We start from the raw sequence: 16,987 nt of genomic DNA on the forward strand, positions 1-16,987 counted from the left end.
CTTGGAAGGAGGGAGTCAGTCGGCCAGCGCCGCCGTCGCCTGGGCCAGCCAGTGCGGCGACTCCCACCGGCGCGCCAGCGCCGCCGCCAGCCGGAAGTGTTCCGCGGCCTCCTCGGTACGACCTGTCAGGCGGAACAGCTCCCCGAGCGTCAGCGCGACCGGTCGTACCACGGCCGCCGTGGTGGAGAGCCCGGCCAGTTGATCACGGAACGGGAGCAGCGCGTCGATCACCGGCTGCGCCAGGTCCCGCCGACCCAGGGCCACGATGACCATCGCCCGTACGCTCAGCAGGGACGACTGGAAGTAGTCGGGGCGGTAGGTGTGCCGGCCGATCGGCATGGCCCGTGCCTCGTCCACCCGGCCGCTCTCGATCAGCGCCAACGCCAGCAGGTCGTCCACGATCGGCCCCAACGACGGCCGCATCCTGCGGGTCGCCTCCACGTGCTCGCCGAAACGGCCCTGGCTCATCAGCAGGGTCGCCACGGCAAGGTAGTGGAAGGCCTCCGCGTGCAGCGATCCCTGCCGCCGCATCTGCTCGGCGACCTCGTCGTAGTGCTTCCGCGCGGTCACGAAGTCACCGGCGACGTGTGCGAGCACGGCCAGGGAACACAGGTGGAGAACCTGCGCCTCCTTGAGCTGGTACGTCTCGGCCAGCTGCCCCTGCCGCGTGACGCTGGCCCGGAGCTGCTCCGGGTCGTTGAGCGCGGCGGCGCAGTGACCGACCACCTGCTCGGCGACCCAGCGCCAGGTCACCAGGCCGTGCTCGTCGGCGAGGTCCCGCAGCTCCCGGGCCAGCTCCAGGCGCTGCGGGGCCTCCAACTCGTAGTTCAGGGTGCGGGCGCGGGCGGCCAGCGCGAGGGCGCGCAGCTCGGGGTCATCCAGCCGCCGGGAGACCGCCACGGCCTCCCTCCCGGCCGCCACGCCGCGTGGGTCCGCTTCCCCGTCCAGCTCGGTGGCGAGCGCGTCGAGCAGCCGGCACCGGGTGACCGGGTCCAAGTGGTCGGCGCGCAACAGCCGCGTGAGCAGCTCGACAGCGGTGGGGTCCACGGCGCCGTACTCGTGGCGCAGCCAGGGGCTCGGCACGGTCCACGCGGTGAAGGCCGCGATGAGCAGCTCGTCGCGGCCGGCCGCGATGGCGATGTCGACGGCCCGCGTCCGCGTCCGCTGGGCGGCGGCCACCGCGCCGGCCCGGGCCTGGGCGCGCAGCAGCCGGCCCAGCAGGTCGACCCGGAGCGCGTCCCGGTCCCCGGGCACCGACGCGGCCGCGTCGACGGCGTTTGCGAGCAGTTCGATGGCGGCGTCGTACGCGTACCGACGCTCGGCCAGCTCGGCGGCGCGGACGGCGTACTCGACGGCGAGGGGCGCGGTGTCGGTCGACGCGGCGCGCGAGTAGTGGTACGCCAGGGCCGGATAGTCGTCCGGGTCGAGTCGGCGGGTGACGGCGGCGATCCGGGCGTGCAGGCGGGTACGGCGTAGCTGCGGCAGGTCGCGGTAGATGGTGTCGCAGACCAGACCGTGGACGAAGCGGACCCGTCCCGGCGCCGGCTCGGTGAGCAGACCGGCGCTCAGTCCGGCTTCCAGCCCGCCCAGGACGGTGCCCTCGTCGGCGCCGGAGGCGTCGACGAGGGTCCGCACGTCCGCCTCCCGGCCCACGGTCGCGGTGAGGCGCAGCACCGACACCGCCGCCGACGGCAGGTGGGCGAGTCGTCGACGCAGCACGTCGCGGACGCCCTCGGGCACGTCGGAGGTGGCGACGAGGGTGCCCTCGGCGGCGAGCAACCGGGCCGACTCGCGGACGTAGAAGGGGTTGCCGCCGGTGCGTTCGGCCAGCGCGGCGACGGTGTCCGGATCGACGCTGGTCCGGGCCAGCGCGCCGAGCAGCCGTTCGACCTCGGGCGTCGTCAGACCGCCCAACGCGATCCGCTGCGGCGACCGGCGGGCCAGGACGGCCATGGTGTCGGCGAGCCGTTCGGCGTTGTCGGCGGGCCGTAACGCCGCGACGAACAGCACCGCGCCCGCCGTCGTCTCGGCCACGCTGGTCAACAACAGCAGCGTCTCGGCGTCCGCGGCGTGCAGGTCGTCGAGTACGACGGCGACCGGTCGGCCGGCGGCCGCGGCGTCCAACCAGGCGGCCACGGCGCGATGCAGCCGGAACCGGCCGGCGGTGACGTCCCCACCGACCTCCCCGTCGCCCTCGTCGAGCAGCGGTGCGAGCGCCGGGGCGAGAGCACCGGGCGGCGCCTGGAGCGCGAGGCGCCGTAGCGCCTCGACCCACGCCCAGGCCGGCGGGGCGCCCTCGGCCTCGGGGCAGCGACCGAGGGCGACCAGCCAGCCGGTGGCGTTCAGGTCCTCGACGAACCGGCTGAGCAGACGCGTCTTGCCGGCGCCCGCCTCCCCGCTGACCAGCGCGACACGCGGGCCACCTACCCGCGCCTCGGCGGCTGCCTGTCCGAGGGCCGCCAACTCGGCCTCCCGGCCGACGAACGTCTCCTCCGGCCGCTCGGCCCCGGCGGCCGTCGTCGCGGCGGCCGGCGGGAGCAGGTCCAGACGTTGGCCCAGGATCGCGGCCTCGACCTCGACCAGCGCCGGGCCGGGGTCCAGGCCGAGCTGGTCCACCAGGGTCGCCCTGGCCCGCCGCAGCGCGGCGAGCGCGTCGCCCTGCCGGCCGGTACGCCACAACGCCAGGGCCAGCAGCCGCCACGCCTCCTCCCGCAGTGGCGCCTGGCGGGTCAGCAGCTCCGCCTCCGGCACCGCCTCGGCGGGGTCGCCGCCGCGCATGGTCACGTCGACCAGCAGCTCCCGGGCGACCAGTCGCAGCTCCTCCAGGCGCAGCACCTCCGGCTGCGCCCACGGCTCACCGACGAATTCGGCGTACGCCGGGCCGCGCCACAGGTCGAGTCCGGCGCGGAGCAGCTGACGGGCCCGCTCCGGGTCGGTCGAGCTGACCGCGCGAGCCTCGGCCAGCAGCGACTCGAATCGGCTGGCGTCGACGGCGTCGGCCGGCACCCGCAGGGCGTACCCGGGTGGCACGGTGACCAGGACCCGCGCCGGCGCCCGGCGCTCGCGGGTCGGCTCGACCACGCGGCGCAGGTGCGAGACGTACGCCTGCAGCGAGACGATCGCCCGTGGTGGGGCGTCCCCCCGCCACAGCAACTCGATCATCCGGCCGACGGAGACGACCTCGCCGCGGGCCGCCAGCAGCAGCGCGAGCACGGCGCGTTGACGGGGGCCGCCGAGGTCGGTCGGTCCGCCGGTGTCGACCTCGACCTCGAGCGGTCCGAGCACCCGTAGCAGCATGACTGGGCCAATCCTAGTCAACGGCGTCGGGCGATCCGCCCGTGCACGGTCACGCCCGGGTCGCCGCGGTCAGGCCGCGGCGGCCAGGTCGCCCGGCGCAGGCGTCACCGGTAATCGGAATCCGGTCCGGGCGCGGCCGGGGCGAAGCGCCGTCCGGGCGCGGCCGACGGGCGTCGGGGCGCTCGTTCCCACCGGCGCAACGTCGTCCCCGGTGACCGCGCGTAGTCGGCGGCGGACCGGCGCATGGTCGGCCGGCCGCGTCGGCGCGGCGGGCGTGGGGGCCTCCGGGGCGGTGGGAAGCGGTCGGAGAATCGGCGCGCGGTCGGGCGTCGGTCCCGCCGCGTTGGCCTCTCGCCGCTGCTGACCGGTGGGCGGCAGCGCCGCGAGGCCGCCGACGGTGTCGGATGCCGGATTCTCGGCGGCCCGCCGGGTGAGCACGGCGCGCAGGGCGTGGGGAAGACGCTCGGCGGCGACCTGACGCAACGCCGGCGCGACGAACGCGTACCCGCGGACGCGGTCGTCGCGCAGCAGTCCGGCGGAGACGAGGGCGCGCAGCAGGGGAGCGGACCTCCCCGGCCGCCACCCCAGCGCCTGGTCGACGGCCGGGCCGGAGAGCAGGCCCGTGAGGGTGCCGGCGGCCATCAGCACCGCCCGGCCTTCACCGCCGAGCCGGTCCAGCTCGGCGCCGGTGCTGCGACGTACCGGTTCGGGCAGCGTCGTCGGGTCCGCTCCCGCCGCGATCGAGGTGACGTATGCGACGGCGTGCCCGGGCCGGCCGCCGACCAGCGGCAGCAGCCGGTCGACCAGGGCCACCGGCTGCCCGGCGCGGGTCAGCAGGTGCCGCAGGAGGCGGCCGGACTGGACGGCGGCCAACGGTCGGATCGGCACCCGCCGGGCGGGACCCGGCCGGGTGTCGGCCCACTGCGGCTGGTGCACGGTGAGCACGGCCAGCGGCACGCCCCGCACCGTGGCCGCGGTGAACAGGTCGTGCAGGAAGCGACTCACGGCCGGCGCGGCGCGGTCCACATCGTCCACGGCCACGACCAGCGGCCGATGGGCGGCCAGCCGCAGGAGGGCGTCGCGGCAGATCGCCGCCGCGGCGAGCGCCTCGACCGAGGCGTCCGGGGTGGTCAGCAGCCGGTGCAGCGCCGGCACCGCCGCCGCGACGCGGTCGGGCGGGTACAGCGGCGTCAGGGCGTCGGTCAGGCGTTCGCGGACCGCCGCCGGGCCGTCGCCGGGGCGGGTGCCGGCCAGGACGCGGACCAGCTCGGCGACCGGCGCGAGCACCTGATCGGGGTACGGCGGGCAGCCCACCACGCACCAGCGCACCGGCAGCCCGTCCACCGTGTGCAGCGTCCGGCTCAGCTCGTGCAGCAACCGGCTACGGCCGCTGCCGCTCGGGCCGACGAGGGAGATCCAGCGCGGTTCGCGTGTCCGCAGGGCCTCGCTCACCTGCTCGCCGATGCCGGCCAGTTCGCGGCGACGCCCGATGAGCGGGCCGTCGTGCCGGTCGGCGCCGGGACGGGCGGGACCGCTGGCGTGCCACACGGGCATCGGCGCCAACCGGCCGGCCACCGGCATCGGCGCGAGTTGACGCTGGGCGATGAGGCCGGCGGTGGCCCGCGCGGTGACCGCGCACAACGCGACACCGCCGGGTGCCGCGTACCCCTGTAGGCGGGCCGCGGTGGTGATCACCGCGCCGCTGGCCACGCCGTGACCACCGCTGACCGCGTCGCCCAGGTCGACCACCACCTCGCCGGTGGCGATCCCGACGCGCACCCGCAGGGTGATCTCGCCGAGGATGGGACGGCGGTCCAGCGCGGCCTGGATCTCCAGCCCGGCCCGCACCGCCCGGTACGCGTCGAAGCCGTCGGAGTGCCGTGCCCCGAACAGCGCCATCACCGCGTCGCCGACGTACTTCTCCACCACGCCCTGCCAGCGGCGCAGCACCCCGGCGACCCGTTCGAAGTAGGCCCGTTGCAGGGCGCGGACGTCCTCGGGGTCGAGCTGGTCGACGAGCGCGGTGGAGCCGACGATGTCGACGAAGAGGACGCTGACCGTCCGGCGTTCCTCGGGCACCGGCCAGTGTGGGCGGTCGGTCCGCTGTGTGTCGGCGACGATGGTGATCATGGGTGGCGCACCCGACCTTCCCGGGTGATGGGCTGACGACCCTCGGAGATTGGCATCCCTGGGCCGACAGGGGATCGGCAGAACGACGTATGTCGGCCGCCCGCAACCTTTAGTCGCAATGTCGACGCGAGGAGTACCACAAGCGGCAGATGGCCGTAGAACGGTCGGGGGGCCTGTGATTAGGCTGCGTGCCATGGCCAGCGATGTGGACACCGCACCGCTCGTGGGCCGGGCCGAGCTGGTACAGACGGTTCGGTCGGCGCTTCTCGGTGACGTGGCACAGGGACAGACGGCCGCCGTCTTCCTTACCGGCGAGAGCGGTGTGGGCAAGACCCGGATCCTCGGCGAGGTCGGCGTCCGACTGCGTGCGGCGGGCGCGTTGGTGTTGACCGGCAGTTGCCTGGACATCGGCGACGCCTCCCCACTGCACCCGTTGCTCCAGGCGCTGCGGCGTTTCGACGCCGACCTGACCGCCGCGCAGGCGCGCACCTCCTCGGCCGTACGTGGGCTGTTGCAGGTGTTCGCCGACGAGACCGGCGGCCCGGACGGCGCGGGCACCCTGTTGGAACGCGTCTCCCGGGGTCTGCACCTGATCGCCGAGGGACGACCGCTGGTGCTGATCCTCGACGACCTGCAGTGGGTCGACCGCAGCACCCGGCAGCTCCTGCTGTACCTGTTGGCGGGTCTGGGCGACCTGCAACTCTCGGTGCTGGCGGCGGTACGCGCCGAATCGTTGCAGGGCGCGCATCCGCTGCGCCGCGTGCTGACCGAGCTGCGCCGGCTACGGACGGTACGGGTGCTCGACCTGTCTCCGCTGGACCGCGCCGACACCGAACAGCTCGCCGCCGCGGTGGTGGGCCGGCCGCTTGCCGTCGAGGCGGCCGAGCAGGTCTGGCAGCGCAGCGGCGGCAACCCGTTCGTCATCGAGGAGCTGGCCCGCGACCTGCGGGACGGGCGGGACGGGCTGTCCGAGACGCTGCGCGAGATCTTCCTCGACCGGGTCGACGCGTTGCCGCAGCACGCGCACGCCGTGGTGCATGCCGTGGCGGCCGGCGTCGAGCCCGTGCAGCACTGGTTGTTGGCCGAGGTGCTGCACCTGCCCGACGGCGAGTTGATCGAGGCCGCGCGGGCCGCGGTCGCGCACCGGTTGCTGGTCAGCGCCGACGACGGCTACCGGCTGCGGCACCGACTCGTCGCCGAGGTGCTGGCGCACGAGCTGCTGCCCGCCGAACGCTCCGGGCTGCACCGCCGCTACGCCGAGGCGCTCACCGCGGCGCCGGGCGAGCTGCGGCAGGCCCGGTTGGCGCATCACTGGCGGCTGGCCGGCGAGCCGGCCCGGGCGTTGCCGGCCGCGGTGGGCGCCGCGCAGGAGGCCGAGCGGCTGCACGGTTACGCCGAGGCGCACCGCCACTGGACGGTCGCGTTGCAGTTGGCCGGCGACTCCGGCTCGCCAGAGGTGGACCGGGTCGAGCTGCTCGGTAACGCGGCCGAGGCGGCCCACCACTGCGGTGAGCACGCCCGCGCCTTGGCGTTGCTGGAGGAGTTGGTCGCGGTACGGGGTGGCGCGCCGAGCTGCGCGCTGCACATCCGCCGGGCGCGATACCTCGCCGCCGCGGGCCGCTCCGCCCTCGCCGAGAAGGAGTACGAGCGGGCCCTCGACGCGTCGGACTGCTCGCCACGGGAACGGGCGACCGCCGCCGCGCGGCTCGCCGAACTGCTGCTGCACCTGGGCCGGTACGCCGACGCGGGCCGGCGCGCGCGGGAGGCGCTGGCGTTGGCCGCCGAGGTGGAGGGGTCCACCACCGAGGTGGTGCTCGCCAGCTCGGCGCTCGGCTTCAGCGACGCGTACCTGGAGGACCCGGAGGCCGGGCTGGCCGTCGTGCGTCAGGCCCTGGAGACCGCCGAGCGCTCCGGCCAGCCGGAGGACGTGGCCTGCGCGTACCTGCACCTGGCGGAGCTGTTGACCGGGCCGCTGAACATCCTCGAAGAGGGTGTCGTGGTGGCCCGCCGGGGCGCCGAGCGGGTGGCCGAGCTGGGCCTCGGGCGTACCTATGAGACCCGCCTGTTGGCCATCGCCACCAACGGGCTGTTCCGGGTGGGGCAGTGGGCCGAGGCGGAGAAGGTGGTGGCCGCCGCGCTGCGGCACCGACCGTCCGGGGCGGACGCCGTCGAGCTGCTGCTGGCCCGGTGCCGGCTGTCGGTGGGCTACGGCGACATCGCGGCCGCCGACCGGGACCTCGACGCGGTGGCGACGGTGCTGGCCGGGGGCGGCGCCCGACATGTCATCCCGCTGCTCACGCTGCGCGCCGGGCTGTCGATGTGGGAGGGCCGGCACGATGTGGCTCGCCAGGCGGTGCAGCGCGGCCTCACCGAGAGTCGCTCGGACGACGTGACGATCCTGTCCGCGCTGGTCTGGCACGGGTTGCGCGCCGAGGCGGAGGCGCACGCCAGCCGTACCGTCGACGTGGACCCGACGGCGGTACGCCGGCTGCGGGACGTGGCCGAGCGGGTGGCGCGCAAGAGCGCCGCCGCGGCCCGACCGGTGCGGTCGGTGGTGGACGGCTTCCTGGCGCTGTGCGCCGCCGAGGTGAGCCGCCTCGACGGCAGCGACCCGGAGCTGTGGGCCACCTCGGTCGCCGAGTGGGACCGGCGTAACCACCCCTACCCGGCGGCGTACTCGCGGCTGCGCCAGGCTGAGGCCCTGTTGGCCCGACGGAGCCGCGTGGCCACCGCGGGCAAGTTGCTCCGGGAGGCGTACGGGGTGGCCCAGGCGTTGGGCGCCGTGCCACTGACCTCGGAGATCCGGGAGCTGGCCGGGCGGGCCCGGGTGTCCCTTCAGGAGCGGGACAGCGCCGACGGCGCCGGCTCGGTCGAGCCGGCCGACGACGAGTTGGCGACTCTCACCGCGCGGGAGCGGGAGGTTCTCGCGCTCGTCGCCGAGGGGTTGACCAACCGGGAGATCGGGCAGCGGCTGTTCATCAGCGAGCGGACCATCGGCGTGCACGTGTCGCATATCTTCGACAAACTGCAGGTCCGCACCCGCGTGCAGGCCAGCGCGATCCACCTGCGTAGCGCGCGCGGTTGACCAACCCACTACGTATCCCCGGCGCGCGTGTGCGCCGGGGATACGTCGTTCTACTGATCCCGGCGGCGGTTGCCGGCTGAGAGGCTGTGCCCCGTCGACGGCGTCGCGTAGGCGCAACGACCATCATGGAGGAGAGATGACCGAACCGGTCTGGGGGCCCGTGCACCGGGACATCGTCGACCTGCTCGCCGATCACCCGGCGGACGTGCCGGCGGTGGTCGACCATCTCACGAAGCTCCAGGACCTGCTGGTGCGGTTGCCTCCGTTGGAGGCGAGCTGCCCGCTCGCCGACTTCAACAGGTTGTACCTGACGATCACCAGCAGTGTGCTGGACGGCCTGTACGACGACCGTTTCGTCGACCCGGTCTTCCTCTCCCGCCTGGACGTCGAGTTCGCGGCCCGCTACTTCGACGCTCTGCGGCTCTGGACCGACTCCAGCCCGGGCACGCCGAAGGCGTGGTCGTGTCTGTTCTCGCGGATGCGGGGGCCCGACGCCCGCCCGTTGCCGTCGGCGGCGGCCGGTGTGAACGCGCACATCAACTTCGACCTGCCGTTCGCGTTGGTGACGACGTTCGACCACCTCGAGTCGGAGCCGGTCGACGGCACCGACCAGCACCACGACTACCTCGAGATCAACAACATCTTCGCCGACAAGATCCCCGGTCTGCGCCGGGGCTACCTGGAGCGGTGGCAGCTGCTCATTGACATGCTCAACGGCGACATCGACGACTGGTACCAGGGGGAACTGGTCGAGTACACCCGCGATGTCGCGTGGCGCAACGCGCAGAAGATCTGGCGGTGCCGGCACGATCCGGACGCCCGAGAGTGCGAGCGTCTGCGGCTGGACGACAACGCCGCTGCGCTTGGACGGTTGCTGCTCTCGCCCCTCGGGGCGTTCCTGCAGTAGCCGGGACGGGGGGTCCCCGCGCTCCGCCCGTGGGGGCGGCGGAGCGCGGGGGCGCAACCACCCGCCCGCTCCACCTACCCGCGCGGTCCGCCGGCACCCGTCGGCGGCGACCGGGTAGTCGGCCGGTCGGCCCGGGGGGTGTCGACCGTCTGCCGTCGTCGGCCGGCCCGGGGGGTGCCGGCCGGCGACGGGGGAGCGGCGGGTGCGGGGCGGGTGCGGCGAATCCGGGGGTGTCGACCGATGAGTTCCGGGTACGCCCGCGCCATGACCGTCCTGGACCGGCGTCGTCCCGCTGCCCGACCTCGTCCCGCGCGGCCCGGTCCGCTGCGTCCGGGCGGCCCGGTCTCGCGGCCGGCTGCCCGGCCGGGTGCCCGATGACCGACGTGCCGACCCGGCTTCCGTTCCGCTTCGACGCGGCGTTCCGTCCGGCACTGGCGCTGGTGGGGGTCCGCCCGGCGACGGCCTGGGTCGCCGTCGACGACCGGGACCTGGAGATCCGGTACGGGCCGTGGCGGCTGCGGACCGGCCGGGACAACGTGCTCGGCGCCGAGGTCGGCGGGCCGTACCGGTGGTGGCGGGTGATCGGCCCGCGCCTGTCGCTGGCCGACGGCGGCGTGAGTTTCGGCAGCAGCGCGCGGGCAGGGGTCTGCGTGCGCTTCGGCGTACCGGTGCCGGCCCTGTCGCCCGCGGGCTGGCCCCGGCACCCGGCGGCCACGGTCACCGTCGCCGACCCGGCTGCCCTGGCTCGGCTGCTCGGCGGACCGGACCTGCCCTGAGCAGCCCACCTACCTGTCCCGTTCGGCCGCTCGGGCCGTGGGCTGGCACCTACGGTCGGATCAGGACCTGCGAGGGTGGGACGGGCGATGGCTGACGAGCACCGGGCGAGACCGCGACGCTGGGGCGGACGACGCCACACGCCGACCGGGCCGGACCCGGCCCTGCGCGCGGCCCGCGACCCGGCCCGGCCGCACCCGGGCGGTCGGCCGGGTGTCGTGGTGCCGGAGCGGGTGGACAGCCCGGCCCGCTCGACGACGCCGGCCAGCCCGCTGCGGCGGTGGCTCTTCGAGCACCAGGTGCAGCCGCCGGGCCCGGAGACGAGCGAGGGGCAGAACCGCCGGCACGCCTGGTGGCAGGTGATGTGCCTGACCGGCGTGGACTACTTCTCCACCCTGTCGTACCTGCCGGGCATCGCGGCGGTGGCCGCTGGCGCGCTGTCTCCGCTGGCGACCCTGCTGATCGTCGCGCTGACCCTGTTCGGCATGTTGCCCATGTACCGGCGGGTCGCCCAGGAGAGTCCGCACGGGCAGGGTTCGGTGGCGATGCTGGAGCGGCTGCTGCCGTTCTGGCGGGGCAAGATCTTCGTGCTCGTGTTGCTCGGGTTCGTGGCCACCTCGTGGATCATCACGATCACCCTGTCCTCGGCCGACGCCACCGTGCACCTGCTGGAGAACCCGTTCCTGCCGGACGCCCTGCACGGCCCGGCGGTGCCGGTGCTGCTCACCGTGGCGCTGCTGCTCGTCCTCGGCGGGGTGTTCCTGCTCGGCTTCCGTGAGGCGGTGGTGGTCGCCATCCCGTTGGTGGCCGTGTTCCTCGTGCTCAACGCGGTGATCGTGGTGGTCGCGGTGGCCCGGATCGCCCGCGATCCCACCATCGTGTCGAACTGGACGGCGGCGCTGACGGCGAGCGGCGGCGGACCCGCCGACGTGCTGCTCACCGCCGTGTTGGCCTTTCCGCTGCTGGTGCTGGGCCTGTCCGGCTTCGAGACCGGAGTCAGCATGATGCCCCTGGTGGCGGCCGACGGACCGGACCGGCAGGCCCGGCTCGCCGCCCGGATCCGGAACACCCGGCGGTTGCTCACCACCGCCGCGCTGATCATGTCGGTGTACCTCATCTCGACGACGTTCGTGACCACCGCGCTCGTCCCGGCCGCCGAGTTCCGGCCGGGTGGGGCGGCGAACGGACGGGCGCTGGCGTATCTGGCGCACACGTACCTCGGTGAGGGGTTCGGCACCGTCTACGACCTGAGCAGCGTGCTCATCCTCTGGTTCGCGGGCGCGTCGGCGATGGCCGGGCTGATCAACATCGTGCCCCGCTACCTGCCCTCGTACGGCATGGCCCCGGAGTGGGCTCGTGCCGTACGTCCGGTGGTGATCGTCTACACCGTCGTCAGCGTCGCCATCACGGTCGCCTTCCGCGCCGACGTCAACGCCCAGGCCGGCGCGTACGCCACCGGCATCCTGGCGATGATGGTGTCCGGCGCGGTGGCGGTGGCCATCTCCGCGGTCCGGAGCCGTCAGCGCGGCGGCGCCATCGGCTTCACCGTGCTGACGCTGGTGCTGCTGTACGCCCTGGTCGAGAACGTCATCGAGAAGCCGGACGGGATCACCATCTCGGCGCTGTTCATCCTCGGCATCATCGCGGTGTCCCTGGTCTCCCGGGTCACCCGGACCACCGAGCTGCGCGCCGAACGGATCGAGTTCGACGAGGCGGCCCGACGGTTCATCACCGAGTCGCTCGCCCACGACGGTCAGTTGCACCTGATCGCGAACAAGCGCCAGGGCGGGTCCCTGAAGGAGTACACCCTCAAGGAGCGGGCGCAGCGCGGCATGAACCCGGTGCCCGGCGCGTCCGACGTGCTGTTCCTGGAGATCGACGTGGTGGACCCGTCGGGATTCAGCCAGGTGCTGCGGGTGCACGGGGTGGAGGTGGGCGGCTTCCGGGTGCTGCGGGCCAGCAGCGCGGCCGCGCCGAACGCGATCGCCGCGATCCTGCTGGCGCTGCGCGACGCGACCGGGGTACGCCCCCACGCGCACTTCGAGTGGTCCGAGGGCAGCCCGATCGCGCACCTGCTGCGGTACCTGATCCTCGGCCGAGGGGACACCCCGCCGGTGGTGCGGGAGATCATCCGCCGCACCGAGCCGGACCCGCTGCGCCGCCCCGGCATCCACGTCGGCGGCTGAGGACACGCGCCGTCTGGTACCGAAAAAGATGAATGGCAGCACTATTCACGTTCACACCTCACTGTCCGGATTGCGGTCATATCGTGACCTCTGGTGGTCGGCGGCACGTCCGGCCCCCCGCGCCCGAATGGGACGCGGTCACGGCACGTACGCAGGAAGGCAGGAACCGGATGTCCACGTACCGACCAGGAGATCGCCCAGCTCGACCTCGACGGCGGTCCCGATGGTTCTTAGCCGGCGGGCTCCTGGCGGGGAGCCTGGTGGTGGGCGCGGCCGGGGTGGCCGGCGTCGCCGCCGCCGCCGACCGTGACCTCTCCCTCGGCGTCCTGGGCCGGTTGACCGCCGCCGACCGCGACGACGACCGACGCTCCGGCGACGGGTCCACCCCCGAGCGCGGCGGGGACGACGCCGAGCGGGCCCGGCCGCAGACGCCGGGTACCGGCAAGCATGGCGTGGTCGAGGTGCCCTGCGACGCGGCGAAGCTGGTGGCCGCGTTGGTGGCGGCCAACGCGGAGGGCGGCGCCGAGCTGCGGCTCGCGCCCCGGTGCCGGTACACGCTGACCGAGGCGTTCCACGAGACCGACCAGTACGACGGCGGCATCCGCGACGCCCGGGAGCAGGCCGACGCGGCGGAGACCCCCGGGGACGCCGACGCCCCGCCGCACAACCCGGCCGACGACACGGCCGGCCTGCCGGTGATCTACCAGCCCATCACCATCGACGGCGCCGGCGCGACGATCGCGCGCGACGCCCAGGCCGAGGCGTTCCGGTTCTTCACCGTCCGCGACGGCGGCGAGCTGACCCTGCGCGACGTCGAGCTGCACAACGGCCGCTCGGCCATCGAGGGCGGAAGCGTGCACGTCGTGCACGGCGCGACGGCCGTGGTGGAACGGGTCACCGTCACCCAGAGCACATCGCTGTCGCCCGAGGGCGGCGGCGGTGGGATCTTCAACGACGGCAACATGGTGGTCACCGACTCCACCTTCATCGGCAACAGCGCCTCCGGCGCCGCGGGCAAGGGCGGGGGCCTGCTCAACGGCGGCGTGTTGACGCTCAAGCGCTCGGAGTTCCACCACAACAGCGCCAACGGCTACGGCGGCGGGCTCGGCAACTACCGGGGCGCGGCCGACGTGGAGAGCACCAGCTTCGCGCAGAACAGCGCCGGGCAGGGCGGCGGCCTGGCCAGCTTCTCGGCCCGGACGAAGGTGTACGACACCGAGTTGCTGAACAACACCGCACAGGTCGGCGGCGGCGCTGCCAACTCCGACGCGGTGCTGGTGATGCGCAAGATGACCATCCGCGGCAACACCTCCACCGTCAACGGCGGCGGCATCTCGACCGTCAAGGGGCTGCTGCCCCTCGACGACAGCGTGGTGGCCGGCAACACCACGCACGGCATCGGGGCCGGCATCTACACCGAGAAGTCCAACCTGCTCGTGCGCGGCAGCGACGTGACCGGCAACGAGGCGGTCGGCGCGACGTCCAGGGGTGGCGGCATCTACGCCACCGCGGGCGCGGTGGCGCTCTACACGAGCAAGGTCACCCACAACGCGGCCACGGTGAAGCCGGGCGGCATCTTCGCCGAGCACGCCCAGGTCAAGATCGACGACGAGAGCGTGGTCGTCGAGAACGAGCCGACCAACTGCGAGGGCAGCGCCGTACCGATCGCGCACTGCTTCCGCTGAGTTCGACCCGTCCTTAATCCTGAGCGCAGACGCCCGCCCGGACAGCCGTCCGGGCGGGCGTGCTCGTGCTCGTGCGCGGCCGGTCAGCTCGGCGCGCGCAGCCGCCCGGACAGGTCGGTGGCGAAGAAGTCGAGGAAGCCGTCGGGGTCCGGACCGGCGTTCTGCAGCACGATGTGGTCGAATCCGGCGTCGACGTACGACCGGACCTTCGCCACGTGCGCCTCGGGGTCGGGGCCGACGGCGAACAGCGCCCGGACGTGCTTCTCCTCGACGTGCGCGCTCGCCGCGTCGAAGTTCACCGGGTTCGGCAGCTCGCTCATCACCTTCCAGCCGGTGACCATCCACCGGCTGGTCTGCAACACCGCCCGCACTGCCTGCTGCTCGTCGGTGGCCCAGGCCAGCGGCGCCTCGGCGTAGCGGGGGCCCGATCCGCCGGCGCGCCGGTAGTGCTCGACGACCGAGGCGTCCGGATCGGTGGCGAACAGTCCGTCGCCCAGTTCGGCGGCGAGCCGGGCCGACGCCTCCCCGCTGGCCGCGACGGCGATCACGGGCGGGGTGTCCGGCAGGTCGAAGACCCGGGCGTCCTCCAGGCGCAGGTGCCGCCCCTCGTACGACCGGTAGCCGCCCTGCCAGAGCAGTCGGATGATCTCCAGCGCCTCGCGCAGCCGTTCGTGCCGTCCCCGTACGCTGGGGAAGCCCTGCCCCACCACGTGCTCGTTGAGCCGCTCACCGGCCCCGACGCCGAGGGTGAACCGTCCGTCGGAGATCAGCCCCATGGTGGCTGCCGCCTGCGCGATGATCGCCGGGTGGTAGCGCACCGTCGGGCAGGTCACCCCGGTGGCGAGGCGCAGCGTGGTGGTGCGCGCCGCAATCGCGCCCAGCACGCTCCACGTGAAGGACGAGTGGCCCTGCGCCTCCAGCCAGGGGTGGTAGTGGTCGCTCATCTCGACGAAGTCGAAACCGGCCTGCTCGGCCCGGACGGCCTGCCGGATGATCTCCTGCGGCCCGAAACCCTCCGAGGCCAGCTTGTAGCCGATCTGCATTGGCGCGCCCCCGCTCCGTCCCGGCCCTGACGGCAGTCGGTTCCCGACCGCAAGACCGACAAACCAGCGCCATGGGCCCGCCCGTCGTTTTCACACACCGGAAACATTCCAGGCAGTTGATCTAGGCCCGTCACCTGGGTCGGGTCCGCAGGCTGAGGGTTTTCCGGGCAGCCACTTCAGCTGTCTTCCGGGCTCCCGGCTCGTGGGAGGCGGTCGGTGCCGACGGTGGGTGCTCGTCGTTCTCGGCGGTGATGCGGGCGTCGCGGGGCTGGGGGCCCTACCTGGACGCCGGGGTCGTACATCGACTCTCGGGCTTCCCGCTGCGGCGGGGTGGATCTTTTGCCGGTGCCGGATCCGGCCCGGTGCCCACGTCGGTGAGTGGGTGGAAGGTCAAGATCGGTCACGTCTTTGTTGCCGGCCGGGGTCATATGATGAATTTTTGCCCATCTGTAGATCTGAATACATCGATGTAACCCGATCGCTGACTGTTAGTAGCCTGCTGCGGACCGTCCGGTCGAATGTCTCGAGGGGAGAACCAGGCGTGCAGAAGAAGAAGTTGTTCATCAGCGGCGCAGCGGCACTATCGGTCAGCGGTCTTCTGCTGATCGTTCCTCTGAGCGGGGCGAACGCGGCTGACACCAGTCCCGCCGCGAGCAAGAAGCCGTCCGGGATGACCGCACTGTCGCAAACGACAGGGACTCCCGTAACAGTGGTGGCGGGCGCGAACAATATCTCCTTCGCCACCTGCCCCGCTGGCACGATCGTCACCGGAGGAGGCGGACAGACATCCGCGTTCGACATCTTCCTCACTGACTCGTTCGCGTCGGGCAACGGCTGGGCGGTACGAGGCTCCAACCGGGGAACCACGGCTCAAACCCTTACGGCCGTCGTCACCTGTCTCGGGTAGGCCAGTTCGCAGATGGGCCCGTTACCCCCGGCGTCGGGGGTAACGGGCCCGCGGTCGTCCCGGGCGTTGACAAAGCCCTCCATGGGACGTCGACGGCCGAGCAGGGAGGGGTGGTGTCCTAGGACGGTTTAGGGGGTGTGGGGGGTGGCACCGAGGCGGCCTCTAGTGGAGACGAAGTGGTAACTCATGACGGCGAACGCCGGGTCGCGGACCAGTCGACGGAAGGCGGTGAGCTGCTGCGGTGACAGGCCGGCCGCCAGCAGGTCCGGCTCCAACTGGCGGGAGTTCGTCTCGTAGAGCGACGTGCCGGTCGACCCGCCGGCCCAGCTCTGCGAATGGGTGACGGTGTCGACGTCGGCCAGGCCGGCGAGGGTCATCTCGGTGTGCACGTCCTGCGCCCACCCCAGGTCGGCGCCGTGGTCCTGGAGCACCCCCATCATGGTGTCCATCACCTGCGCGAACAGCTTCGCCGCGTCGTCGCTCGGCGCGGTCAGCACCCGTACCGGCGTGGTGCAGTCGAACTCCTCCACGACCAGCCAGCCGCCGGGGGCCAGCGCTCCGGCGAGGGTACGCAGGACCCGCCGGCGCTCGGGTAGGTGCAGCAGCACCAGCCGGGCGTGGACCAGGTCGAACGCGTCCCCGGGCGGGGGATCGGCGCGGACGTCGTGCCGGCGTACGCGCAGGTTGCCGTCGGCCACGAGGTGCGTGGGGTCGATGTCGGTGGCGAGCACGCTGCCGTCCCCGCCGACCACACGGGCGATCCGCCGGGCCATCGAGCCGCCCCCGGCACCGACCTCCCAGCAGGTCGACCCGAGGCGCAGGACCGGACGGGCCAGGCGGCGCATCGTGATCGGGTCCAGGAAGGACTCCAGCGCCCGCATCTGCGGTACCGCGTCCGGTGCGCCGTTGTCGAAGGTGTACGTCCCGTCGCTGGTCGGGGTCGCCATACGTCGTCCGCCTCTCCGAGTGGGTG

General features: G+C 73.5%; 10 protein-coding genes. 6 read left to right on the plus strand and 4 right to left on the minus strand.

From position 1 onward, the window contains the following. Positions 1 to 15 precede the first annotated feature (15 nt). The gene (locus ACIBTX_RS27340; RefSeq protein WP_357118395.1) at positions 16 to 3,285 is read right to left on the minus strand and encodes a BTAD domain-containing putative transcriptional regulator; all 3,270 of its coding nucleotides are present in this window, start codon (positions 3,283 to 3,285) and stop codon (positions 16 to 18) included. Positions 3,286 to 3,366: 81 nt separating this feature from the next. Beyond that, complete coding sequence (locus tag ACIBTX_RS27345) at positions 3,367 to 5,427, minus strand: AAA family ATPase (protein ID WP_396833163.1); 2,061 nt, start codon at positions 5,425 to 5,427, stop codon at positions 3,367 to 3,369. A gap of 193 nt (positions 5,428 to 5,620) precedes the next feature. On the opposite strand from ACIBTX_RS27345, the gene ACIBTX_RS27350 reads away from it, so the two are divergent. The 5 genes from ACIBTX_RS27350 to ACIBTX_RS27370 all read left to right on the plus strand — a co-directional run bounded on the left by ACIBTX_RS27350 (position 5,621) and on the right by ACIBTX_RS27370 (position 14,064). Then, positions 5,621 to 8,512, plus strand: a complete 2,892-nt coding sequence (locus ACIBTX_RS27350) for an AAA family ATPase (protein ID WP_357118401.1) — start codon at positions 5,621 to 5,623, stop codon at positions 8,510 to 8,512. 136 nt (positions 8,513 to 8,648) lie between these two features. Beyond that, positions 8,649 to 9,419: a DUF5995 family protein gene (locus ACIBTX_RS27355; RefSeq protein ID WP_355051163.1), complete on the plus strand. Its 771-nt coding sequence runs from the start codon at positions 8,649 to 8,651 to the stop codon at positions 9,417 to 9,419. 374 nt (positions 9,420 to 9,793) lie between these two features. Next, positions 9,794 to 10,195 (plus strand): hypothetical protein, encoded by a 402-nt coding sequence (locus tag ACIBTX_RS27360; protein ID WP_357118405.1) that lies wholly within the window; start codon positions 9,794 to 9,796, stop codon positions 10,193 to 10,195. A gap of 87 nt (positions 10,196 to 10,282) precedes the next feature. Further along, positions 10,283 to 12,379, plus strand: coding sequence for an amino acid transporter (locus ACIBTX_RS27365; RefSeq protein ID WP_396833164.1), 2,097 nt, complete (start codon positions 10,283 to 10,285; stop codon positions 12,377 to 12,379). Positions 12,380 to 12,549: 170 nt separating this feature from the next. Continuing rightward, the gene (locus ACIBTX_RS27370; protein ID WP_357118411.1) at positions 12,550 to 14,064 is read left to right on the plus strand and encodes a hypothetical protein; all 1,515 of its coding nucleotides are present in this window, start codon (positions 12,550 to 12,552) and stop codon (positions 14,062 to 14,064) included. 83 nt (positions 14,065 to 14,147) lie between these two features. Here the strand turns inward: ACIBTX_RS27370 and ACIBTX_RS27375 are convergent, their stop codons facing one another. Continuing rightward, positions 14,148 to 15,107, minus strand: a complete 960-nt coding sequence (locus ACIBTX_RS27375) for a TIGR03557 family F420-dependent LLM class oxidoreductase (RefSeq protein ID WP_357118414.1) — start codon at positions 15,105 to 15,107, stop codon at positions 14,148 to 14,150. A gap of 541 nt (positions 15,108 to 15,648) precedes the next feature. Here ACIBTX_RS27375 and ACIBTX_RS27380 point away from each other — a divergent pair. Then, the gene (locus tag ACIBTX_RS27380; RefSeq protein WP_396833165.1) at positions 15,649 to 16,014 is read left to right on the plus strand and encodes a hypothetical protein; all 366 of its coding nucleotides are present in this window, start codon (positions 15,649 to 15,651) and stop codon (positions 16,012 to 16,014) included. Between the two features lie 128 nt (positions 16,015 to 16,142). On the opposite strand, the gene ACIBTX_RS27385 is transcribed toward ACIBTX_RS27380, so the two are convergent. Further along, positions 16,143 to 16,961: a class I SAM-dependent methyltransferase gene (locus ACIBTX_RS27385; protein ID WP_396833166.1), complete on the minus strand. Its 819-nt coding sequence runs from the start codon at positions 16,959 to 16,961 to the stop codon at positions 16,143 to 16,145. Positions 16,962 to 16,987: the final 26 nt, after the last annotated feature.

Source organism: Micromonospora sp. NPDC049359 (genome assembly GCF_044466585.1).
Classification (GTDB): Bacteria; Actinomycetota; Actinomycetes; order Mycobacteriales; family Micromonosporaceae; genus Micromonospora.

Bases quoted from the DNA above. Each gene is read 5' to 3' on its own strand.
- ACIBTX_RS27345 (WP_396833163.1), bottom strand. From the start codon at position 5,427: ATGATCACCATCGTCGCCGACACACAGCGGACCGACCGCCCACACTGG.
- ACIBTX_RS27350 (WP_357118401.1), top strand. From the start codon at position 5,621: ATGGCCAGCGATGTGGACACCGCACCGCTCGTGGGCCGGGCCGAGCTG.
- ACIBTX_RS27355 (WP_355051163.1), top strand. From the start codon at position 8,649: ATGACCGAACCGGTCTGGGGGCCCGTGCACCGGGACATCGTCGACCTG.
- ACIBTX_RS27360 (WP_357118405.1), top strand. From the start codon at position 9,794: ATGACCGACGTGCCGACCCGGCTTCCGTTCCGCTTCGACGCGGCGTTC.
- ACIBTX_RS27365 (WP_396833164.1), top strand. From the start codon at position 10,283: ATGGCTGACGAGCACCGGGCGAGACCGCGACGCTGGGGCGGACGACGC.
- ACIBTX_RS27370 (WP_357118411.1), top strand. From the start codon at position 12,550: ATGTCCACGTACCGACCAGGAGATCGCCCAGCTCGACCTCGACGGCGG.
- ACIBTX_RS27375 (WP_357118414.1), bottom strand. From the start codon at position 15,107: ATGCAGATCGGCTACAAGCTGGCCTCGGAGGGTTTCGGGCCGCAGGAG.
- ACIBTX_RS27385 (WP_396833166.1), bottom strand. From the start codon at position 16,961: ATGGCGACCCCGACCAGCGACGGGACGTACACCTTCGACAACGGCGCA.